The sequence below is a fragment of the Flavobacterium esculini genome (genome assembly GCF_048284325.1).
GTDB lineage: Bacteria > Bacteroidota > Bacteroidia > Flavobacteriales > Flavobacteriaceae > Flavobacterium.
The window spans coordinates 137,524-146,978 of record NZ_JBLVPI010000012.1 but is presented as its reverse complement, the minus strand read 5'-3'; the positions used below and the strand labels follow the sequence as shown (position 1 = coordinate 146,978).

Below are 9,455 nucleotides of genomic sequence, written 5' to 3'. Positions count from 1 at the left end.
CCTCTTGATATTCTCTCTCTAGACTTTACGATAACTCCATAGTTCCTGCCAGTGACCGGTTCCGTTCAACACGGTTTTCATTGTTCGTGCTGCGCACGCAACGAAAACCTAGCTGTTATAGGCAGGTTTTACTTATCTCTGTCAGCAATTCCCTCGAGTTTGTTTTTGGGTAAAGAATTAAATAATTTATCTACTTCCTTCGGCTGTGTAATCATTACATCAACAATAAAATTAATAAGGACAAATAATTTAGTTGCTGTTTCAACATCATCTGTTAAATCTATTTGTCCTGGATGAACTGCATCATTTCCAATTACTCTAACAATATCTAATGATTGTTGAACTTTCAAAGGGAGTCCTTTTTTTACTAGATTCCCAATATCTTTATTTATGTCCTTTCCTGATTCACCAAGAGATTTACATAATTTTTGTATACATAATCTTAACAATGCAGCAGCTCCACGAGGTGATTTATTTAGGATTGTTCTCGCTTCTTCGTAATCGGTTTTAATATCTTCAGGCAAGTCATTGTTTGCCATTGGAGCTCCTCCCGTGTCTGGATAAATCATTTTCTGATTATGCCATAAAATATAAGAATGACAGTGACGACATTGTGAGTAATGGAGGCTTTTAATTTCTGTCACTCCGCCGCCAGAGCCATAGTATATTATAGCCCAAGATTGATTTGCGTATGCTCCACAATGTGGGCAGTTAAATGCTGACAGTTCAAATGTCGGAGGTGTGTATGGTATCATATCTGTTGTTTTAAACTTGCCTATAACGTCCCGCTACTACAGCGGGTTTGGGACTAAATTAAGCTCATTCTTCGGATTTGCCAAATCATTCCAAATACAAAACCCACTTCCCATCTAGCCAATTGCCCAAATCCGTTGTAGTAGCTGTTATGGGCTGTTTATCTAGGTTCTGTTATCATTGTTGGATTTTTATTTTAGCAAGCTTTCAATAATCATTATTAAAACCATAATTCCTACTACAATTGCGCTAGCTTTTAGATACAATTTCATTGCTTTTTTTCCATCTCGATAATCCGCAGTTGGAATTGATTCTGTATGAGCAATAATTCCGTTTTCTGTAAAAATTTTATCAAGTTTTATTCTGTCGGAATCTAGTATGAAATATCTAATACCACTTTCAAACATTGGTTGGTTTTCTATGTCGCAATAATATTCAATCTTTTGATTTTCTAATTCACTTTCAAATATAATTTTGTCTTTCGGCAGAACATATATTTTTAGATAGTCTTTGAATAATATTTCAGGATTGTTTCTATTCACTTTTCGTTTTTTAAATAGCCCATAACTAGTATATAGGCGAAACAAACCTTCGTATATACACCTAAATATGGGTAGATTGGCGAAGGTTTGTTTCGCTTTATGTCTCCTCAAATATATTGAAATTTTCTTACAAATCATCAAAAGGACTTTTTATTTGCTGGATACTTTTTGTACTCACGTGGGTGTATATTTCGGTGGTTTTACTACTACTGTGTCCCAATAATTCTTGAATATATCTCAAATCGGTTCCGTTTTCTAATAAATGAGTGGCGTAACTGTGTCTAAGCCAGTGCAAAGTGGCTGGCTTTGTAATTCCCGATTTTTGTAACGCTTGTTTCAATATTAGTTGTAAACTTCGGGCGTCATATTGTAATCCAATAGTTTGCCCTTCAAATAAATAAGTTTTTGGTTTATATAATTTGTAGTAATCACGTAGCATTTCTAAAATTTTTGGACTCAATGGGACTATTCTGTCTTTTTTTCCTTTGGCGTTTTTAAGTAGTACAATATTTCTTATAGAATCTATATGAACGGGCTGAAGTGCCAACAATTCGCCGCAGCGCAACCCACAACTATAAATCAGCGAAAGCATCATTTTGTGTTTGATGTTGCTGTGGGCATTCAATATCAATTTTACTTCTTCTTTGCTCAAAACGTTAGGCAAGAGTTTGGCTCGTTTTGGTCTGTGAATTTTATCAACTTCAATTTTTGTTTCCCGAATGGTTATGAAAAATAATTTAACAGCGTTAACGATTTGGTTTTGGTACGAAGCCGATAAATTATTTTTTAATATAAAGTCATTATTGTATATAATCACATCTTCATTATTGATTTCGGAAATGGTTTTTTCTCGGTAAAAAACCAAAAATGATTTCAAGGCTTCGCTATAAGTGGCAAGGGTATTTTCGCTATAGCGTTTAGAACGAAGCCATTGCTTGAATTTTTCTATATGAACAATTCCCTCGGCGGAAGGGAGCGAATTTGCAAGTTGTTCTATTTTAAAACGTTCTCTGTTTTCAATTGTATCCGGAATGTGCCAAACGGTATTTTGCTGGCTCCATCGAGCTCCTTCAACTTGTTTGATTCTTGCAATTAAGTCAACATCTTTTTCAAAATAAACAGCAATTCTATTTTCTCCCTTATGTTTTATCAGTTTTGCTGCCCAAGTCATATAGCGTTGATTTTGTGATTGAAAGATACTGAATATTTTAACAAATGCTGTTTTATTGTAGCAATGGTTCTTGTGGTATTGAAGGGGTTGTTTTGCGTGAGTGATGGAAGCGGCATCCTTTATTCTCTTTCTTTAAGAAAATAAAGATACAGCGTACAGCACGACCCGGAGTTTTTACGGAGGGGCACGCCCAAATAAATAGTTTTCTTTCTCAATCATCTAATTTATTTATCATCTCTTCGGCTATTTTCTTAAATTTCCAAAAAAAGTATATCTTTAGCCAACTAAAACCAAAACCCCAAAACCAAAAAATATGGAAGACCAAAAACCAGAAGATTTTAAAAGAGAACTCGGATTACTTGACGGAACCATGCTTGTGGTGGGTTCTATGATAGGTTCGGGGATATTTATTGTAAGTGCTGATATTGCCCGCCAAGTGGGATCAGCAGGTTGGTTGATTTTGATTTGGTTGATTTCGGGATTAATTACCATGATTGCAGCTATAAGTTATGGTGAATTGAGCGCTATGTTTCCAAAAGCTGGTGGTCAATATGTGTATCTTAAGGAAGCATACAATAAGTTGATTGCCTTTCTCTACGGTTGGAGTTTCTTTGCGGTGATCCAAACGGGAACTATCGCCGCGGTAGGCGTTGGGTTTTCAAAATTTGCGGCATATCTGGTTCCGCCATTAAGTGACGAAAATATTCTGTATGAAATAGGTTCTTTCAAGCTCAACGCAGCGCAAATTGTTTCTATAATCACGATTATTTTGCTGACGTACATTAACAGTCGCGGGGTGAAGAACAGCAAAATCATGCAAACGGTTTTGACGGTTATTAAAATCTTGTCATTGTTTGGATTAATAGTTTTTGGGTTTATTCTTGCTGCCAAAGCAGAAATTTGGAATGCCAATTGGACAAATGCTTTTAGTTCCCGAGCCTTCAATACTGAAAGCGGTTCCTGGATGCCAATAGGAGGAACGGCTTTGTTGACAGGGATTTCGGCAGCAATGGTGGGTTCTTTATTTTCCAGTGATGCGTGGGTGGGAGTTACTTTTATAGCCGGCGAAATCAAAAATCCAAAGCGAAATGTAGGTTTGAGTTTGTTCTTGGGAACTTTCATCGTTACGATTATTTATGTTCTTACCAATTTGATGTACCTCGCCGTAATTCCTTTGGACGAAATTGCTACCGCAAAATCTGATCGGGTAGCGGTTGTGGCCTCACAATATACTTTTGGCGATATGGGAACGATTATCATTGCGGTGATGATTATGATTTCGACTTTTGCTTGCAACAACGGATTGATTATGGCAGGAGCCAGAGTCTATTATACGATGGCAAAGGATGGTTTGTTTTTTAAGAAAGCAGCCGTGCTTAATGATGCAAGCGTTCCGGCTTGGGCCTTATGGATACAATGTGTTTGGGCCTCGGTTTTGTGTTTGACTGGGAAATATGGTGATTTGCTGGATTTTGTAATTATCATTGTATTGATTTTTTACATCTTGACTATTTACGGAATTTTTATTCTTCGCAAGAAAATGCCAGATGTAGAACGACCTTACAAAGCTTTTGGATATCCTTTTCTGCCATTTTTATACATAGTTATTGCTTCGGCGGTGTGTATTTCTTTGTTACTGACTAAATTTTCTACTTGTGGTTGGGGTGTGTTGATTATGTTGACAGGAATACCGGTGTATTATATGACGAAACCGAAAGAGTAGTTTGCAGCATTTAGTTTTCAGATTGTATTGATACTAAATATTGGAATCTGATTTATGGTTTGCATGAGGGATTATTTCGCAATATTTTATTTTATTTCCCGACCCGAAGTTTTTACGCAGGGTGACGACCAAAATACTTTAATTTATACGATAAAAACAGAAAACCCGCCTTGAGACCAAGATGGGTTTTTCTAGTGTAGTAAGCACTTGTTTAATGTTAGTTAACTGCGTTTTCTAACACTAACTCTTCATGAAAAGGGAGATTCCAAGCTTCGGCAACTCCTTTGTAAAGGATTTTTCCGTTGGCAATGTTCAATCCTTTTTTCAATTCTTCATTTTCGGCACATGCCTTTTGCCATCCTTTGTTTGCTAATTGCAACGCGTAAGGTAAAGTAGCATTTGTAAGCGCCAATGTAGAAGTATATGGGACTGCGCCTGGCATATTTGCCACGCAGTAATGTACAATATCGTCTATGATAAAAGTTGGGTTTTCATGTGTGGTTGGCGTACAAGTCTCGATACAACCTCCTTGATCAACAGCTACGTCAACTACTACCGTTCCCGGACCCATTAATTTCAACATATCACGAGTGATTAAATGCGGGGCTTTGGCTCCTGGTATTAAGACCGCTCCAATAACTAAATCGGCTGTAGCAATTGCTTCACGGATGTTGTAATGATTGGAGATTATGGTGGTAACATTAGCCGGCATTACATCAGATAAATAACGCAAACGCGCTAAGCTTACATCCATAATGGTTACCTGAGCACCAAAACCTGCTGCCATTTTTGCCGCTTGTGTTCCTACGATTCCACCACCTAAAACCAATACTTTAGCAGGAGGAACTCCCGGAACTCCACCTAAAAGGATTCCTTTTCCTTTTAATGGTTTCTCTAAATATTTAGCACCTTCCTGAATTGACATACGACCCGCCACTTCTGACATTGGTACCAACAAAGGCAAGCTACGGTCTGCTTTTTCAACAGTTTCATATGCCAAACATACTGCGCCACGCTCAATCATAGCATGCGTCAATGGTTCAGATGAGGCGAAGTGGAAATAGGTAAATAATAATTGGTCTTTTTTGATCAAAGGATATTCAGAAGCGATTGGCTCTTTTACTTTGATTATCATTTCAGCAATGCTGTAAACGTCTTCAATAGTTGGCAATAACGCTGCTCCAGCCTCAGCATATGCTTTGTCGCTAAAACCACTATTTTCACCAGCACTTGTTTGTACATAAACGATATGACCCTGTTTTTTGAATTCGGCAACACCTGCAGGTGTAAGTGCAACACGATTTTCGTTGTTTTTGATTTCTTTAGGAATTCCGATTATCATAGTGATGTGTTTAAATGTTTGAATTTAATTGCATTACAAATTTATATATAAAGAAAATATTATTGTTATTTGGTATTAAATTAAGAAAATATTCTTTTTATTTGGTAATTTAGCATAAAATATTTCTGAATAGCAGTTTTTTTATATTTCTAAAAAGAAAAAAAAACTGCTTTTGTACCTAAAAAAAGAATCGACAAATTATGATACTGGATGAAACTGACAAAAAAATCTTACGTCTTCTTCAAGAAGATGCACATTTGACACTGAAAGATATTGCCAATCAAATCAACCTTTCGCTGACACCGGTTCATGACAGGGTAAAGCGTTTGGAAAAAGAAGGAATTATTGAAAAGTATGTTTCTATTTTGAATAAAAAGAAACTGGGTAAAAACCTGACAGTGTATTGCCAAGTGACACTCGTGAAACAGACTTATGATATCTCAGAAGGATTCAATCAAGCGATACTGAATTTACCCGAAGTGGTCGAATGTAATTTCGTTTCGGGAAGTTTTGATTATATGTTGAAAATTGTATTGGCAGATATGGAAAGTTACCATCATTTTCATCAGAAAAAATTATCCGTTTTGCCGGAGGTTTCCTTGATTAACAGCTTTTTTATTATTTCGGAAGTGAAGAGTACGACCGTTTTACCGATTTAAATTATATGAATTTAGATTGTGATCAAAAAAACAAAAAAATCCGTTTCAATTTAATGAGACGGATTTTCTATTTAATTCAGGTTGGGTTGCGCTACAAAAAATTAAAAAACTAAAATTAAAACTAAAATCGCAACGTACAACCTGTAACCTAAATGTTAGTAATACGTGAAACGTCTTACTTTAGCAATATATTTCGCCAGTCGGATGACTTGGTGGCTGTACCCATATTCATTATCATACCAAATGTATAAGACGATATTCTTTCCGTCATTGGAAACAATTGTTGCATTGCTGTCATAAATGGAAGGTGCCGAAGTCCCTACAATATCCGAAGAAACTAACTCGTTATTCAATGAATATTTTATTTGTTCTACCAGTTCGCCTTCTAAAGCGTATTTTTTCATGATGGCGTTGATTTCCTGTAGTGAAGTTACTCTGCTCACTTCAAGATTTAGAATTACCAAAGAACCATTAGGAACCGGCACTCTGATGGCATTAGAAGTTAGTTTTCCTTCAAGCGAGGGTAATGCTTTGGCAACAGCACTTCCTGCACCAGTTTCGGTAATGACCATATTTAAGGCAGCAGCTCTACCACGACGGTATTTTTTATGCATATTATCAACCAAATTTTGGTCGTTAGTGTACGCATGAATAGTTTCTAAATGTCCTTTTACAACACCTAAAGTATCTTCAACAGCTTTCAAGATTGGCGTTATTGCATTTGTTGTACAGGAAGCAGCCGAAAAAATGTTGATTTCATCCGGATTGTATTCATTTTGGTTGACGCCATGAACAATATTTGGAACTCCTTTTCCGGGAGCGGTAAGCAAGACTTTATCGGTTCCTTTTGAAACTAAATGTCTGCTCAAAGCTTCATGATTTGTGAATGCGCCAGTATTATCAATAACCAAAGCATTGTTGATTCCGTAAATGGTATAGTCAATTTCTTCGGGTGTATTTGCAGATATTACATGAACGGTTGTGCCGTTAATAATCAACGCATTATTTTTGGTGTCAGCAACAACTGAGCCTTGAAAATCGCCATGAATAGAATCATAACGCAATAAGGAAGCTCTTTTTTCCAGGGAAGTTGCATCGTTTTTATCCCGGGTTACAATGGCTCTCAATCGCAATTGGTTTCCTTTTCCTGTTTTCGAAAGTAACTCACGAGCTAACAATCGTCCAATTCTGCCAAAACCATATAACACGACATCTTTAGGTTGAATTTCTTCAGATTTTTTAGCATCTTTTAATTTGGCAATTACAAAATGCCTGGTATCTGGATATTTTTCATCTTCTAAACGATACTCATAAGTAAGTTTACCAATATCCAGTTTTGAAGGCGGTAAATCCAATTCTAAAACAGCTCTGGCAATTTCTACAGAATCAAATACAGAAATTGGTTTGCCCACGAATTCACCTGCATATTCATGCAAGTTGATGATTTCGCTAACGTTTTTGTCAATTAATTGATTTCTGAACAAAACCATTTCAATTGATTTGTCATACCATAAATCACTGATGATTTTGATCAATTCTACTCCTGCACGTCTTCTGTCGGCTTGAAAAGAAACTTCTTTTTCGTATGTAATGCTCATGTGAAAATTTGTAAAATAAATTAATGATTTTTTAAATTTTGCGCAAAATTACCCATTTCAATCGATTTCGTAACCTATTTTATCATTTATTTTTAAAATAAAAAAGCCACCTCGGTTTTACAAGGTGGCTTCCATTTTGAGATTATAAGTATTAGATTATAATTTTTATAATTTCTCCGTTTTTATTAATCATTTCAATTCGGATACTTTGACTTTCGTCCTTTTTATCTAAAAGTTTAGAGACTGTTTCTATATCTGTTGCTTTTATAGTATCAATACTCAGGATAATATTTCCTTTGAGTTCTTCTTCATATTGTTTCAAATTGTCATTGGTAATGGATCTAATTTTAACGCCATAGCCCAAATTGAATTTCTTTTTGTCAGCAGCATCTAAGTTTTCCAATTCCAGACCTTTAAATTCGGTACTGAAAAACTCATTTTTACTCAAAATTACGGGTATCATTCTATTTTTTCCATCTCTGATAATCGTTACCTGAACTTTGTCATTAGGTCTCTTGGTATTGATATACCCGGAAAGGTCGGCATAAGTAGCTACATTTTGGTCATCTAATTTTACGATGATGTCTCCTTTTTCAAGTCCGGATTTTTCGGCACCGGAATTTTTAGTTATGTTTTTGATATAAAATCCCTGTGTTTGGGAAATCCCTAATTCTTTCGAAGCAGTCCCGTTTAATTCGCCACCTTCAACTCCAAGAATGCCTCTTTGTACATTACCAAATTCCATAATGTCTTCGATTATTTTTCGGGCGATATTTGATGGAACGGCAAAAGAATAACCAACATAAGAACCGGTCATGGAAGAAATCATCGTGTTGATACCAATTAATTCCCCACGGGTATTTACTAATGCACCACCACTATTTCCGGGATTTACCGCTGCATCTGTTTGTATGAAAGATTGAATGCCGCTGCTTCCTAAATCTCTGGCTTTTGCCGAAACAATTCCTGCGGTTACCGTTGAGGTTAAGTTATACGGATTTCCTACTGCCAAAACCCATTCGCCAATTTTCACCGAATCAGAATTGGCGAAAGCAGTATACGGTAACTTTTCGTCGGCATCGATTTTCAATAAAGCAATGTCCATTTTAGAATCGGTTCCAATAAGTTTGGCTTTATACGATTTTTTGTTATTTAAGGTGATTTCAATTTCCGAAGCATCTTTTACCACATGATTATTAGTTACGATATAACCATCTTCAGAAATAATTACACCGGAACCCGTTCCTATTTGTTCTTGCTGCTGCTGTCCACCGTAGCCGTAAAAATATTCAAGCATTGGGTTGCTCACCGTTTTACGCGATACATTTTTTACGTGAACTACCGTATGGATGGTCTTTTCGGCTGCTTCGGTAAAATCAACATTCTCGGCAGATAATCCCACGCGTTTTCCATAGGCATCAGAAGCGAGGGTTGTAATTGAGTTTTTGTTATTCGAAAAATACCCATCATTGTCAAATAATAATTTGTAAGCCCCTAATGTTACGGCTCCACTCAGCAATGATGTTAAAAACAGTGTTGAAAATCGTTTCATATTAGAATTCATTTTTAAATTATTTTAAAGTAAAAATAGCGTTAAATTTCTTTTTTATAAAACAGTTTAACGCTCTTTAACAATGATTAACATTTCATTATTAGTTCGTACTTTT

The 9,455-nt window shown here is 36.1% G+C and carries 8 protein-coding genes; 2 read left to right on the top strand and 6 right to left on the bottom strand.

The features are described 5' to 3' along the window. Positions 1–128: 128 nt before the first annotated feature. From ACNQGG_RS11800 to ACNQGG_RS11790, 3 genes are all read right to left on the bottom strand, one after another. Positions 129–569, bottom strand: coding sequence for a DUF4145 domain-containing protein (locus ACNQGG_RS11800; RefSeq protein WP_417964198.1), 441 nt, complete (start codon positions 567–569; stop codon positions 129–131). Between the two features lie 375 nt (positions 570–944). Then, positions 945–1,295: a hypothetical protein gene (locus ACNQGG_RS11795; RefSeq protein ID WP_417964197.1), complete on the bottom strand. Its 351-nt coding sequence runs from the start codon at positions 1,293–1,295 to the stop codon at positions 945–947. Positions 1,296–1,422: 127 nt separating this feature from the next. After that, positions 1,423–2,466, bottom strand: coding sequence for a tyrosine-type recombinase/integrase (locus tag ACNQGG_RS11790; RefSeq protein ID WP_417964195.1), 1,044 nt, complete (start codon positions 2,464–2,466; stop codon positions 1,423–1,425). A gap of 313 nt (positions 2,467–2,779) precedes the next feature. Between ACNQGG_RS11790 and ACNQGG_RS11785 the strand changes: the two genes are divergently transcribed. Continuing rightward, positions 2,780–4,189, top strand: a complete 1,410-nt coding sequence (locus ACNQGG_RS11785) for an APC family permease (protein WP_417964193.1) — start codon at positions 2,780–2,782, stop codon at positions 4,187–4,189. A 217-nt stretch (positions 4,190–4,406) separates the two neighbouring features. Here the strand turns inward: ACNQGG_RS11785 and ald are convergent, their stop codons facing one another. Beyond that, positions 4,407–5,531, bottom strand: coding sequence for an alanine dehydrogenase (ald, locus tag ACNQGG_RS11780; RefSeq protein ID WP_417964191.1), 1,125 nt, complete (start codon positions 5,529–5,531; stop codon positions 4,407–4,409). Positions 5,532–5,731: 200 nt separating this feature from the next. On the opposite strand from ald, the gene ACNQGG_RS11775 reads away from it, so the two are divergent. Further along, the gene (locus ACNQGG_RS11775; protein ID WP_416856924.1) at positions 5,732–6,190 is read left to right on the top strand and encodes an Lrp/AsnC family transcriptional regulator; all 459 of its coding nucleotides are present in this window, start codon (positions 5,732–5,734) and stop codon (positions 6,188–6,190) included. A 155-nt stretch (positions 6,191–6,345) separates the two neighbouring features. On the opposite strand, the gene ACNQGG_RS11770 is transcribed toward ACNQGG_RS11775, so the two are convergent. Both ACNQGG_RS11770 and ACNQGG_RS11765 read right to left on the bottom strand, forming a co-directional pair. Next, positions 6,346–7,788 (bottom strand): glyceraldehyde-3-phosphate dehydrogenase, encoded by a 1,443-nt coding sequence (locus tag ACNQGG_RS11770; RefSeq protein WP_417964188.1) that lies wholly within the window; start codon positions 7,786–7,788, stop codon positions 6,346–6,348. Between the two features lie 151 nt (positions 7,789–7,939). Next, the gene (locus tag ACNQGG_RS11765) at positions 7,940–9,340 is read right to left on the bottom strand and encodes a trypsin-like peptidase domain-containing protein (protein WP_417964202.1); all 1,401 of its coding nucleotides are present in this window, start codon (positions 9,338–9,340) and stop codon (positions 7,940–7,942) included. Between the last annotated feature and the right edge of the window lie 115 nt (positions 9,341–9,455).

Coding starts and splice junctions, on each gene's coding strand:
- ACNQGG_RS11800 (WP_417964198.1), bottom strand. CDS start 569: ATGATTTATCCAGACACGGGAGGAGCTCCAATGGCAAACAATGACTTG.
- ACNQGG_RS11790 (WP_417964195.1), bottom strand. CDS start 2,466: ATGACTTGGGCAGCAAAACTGATAAAACATAAGGGAGAAAATAGAATT.
- ACNQGG_RS11785 (WP_417964193.1), top strand. CDS start 2,780: ATGGAAGACCAAAAACCAGAAGATTTTAAAAGAGAACTCGGATTACTT.
- ald (WP_417964191.1), bottom strand. CDS start 5,531: ATGATAATCGGAATTCCTAAAGAAATCAAAAACAACGAAAATCGTGTT.
- ACNQGG_RS11775 (WP_416856924.1), top strand. CDS start 5,732: ATGATACTGGATGAAACTGACAAAAAAATCTTACGTCTTCTTCAAGAA.
- ACNQGG_RS11770 (WP_417964188.1), bottom strand. CDS start 7,788: ATGAGCATTACATACGAAAAAGAAGTTTCTTTTCAAGCCGACAGAAGA.
- ACNQGG_RS11765 (WP_417964202.1), bottom strand. CDS start 9,340: ATGAAACGATTTTCAACACTGTTTTTAACATCATTGCTGAGTGGAGCC.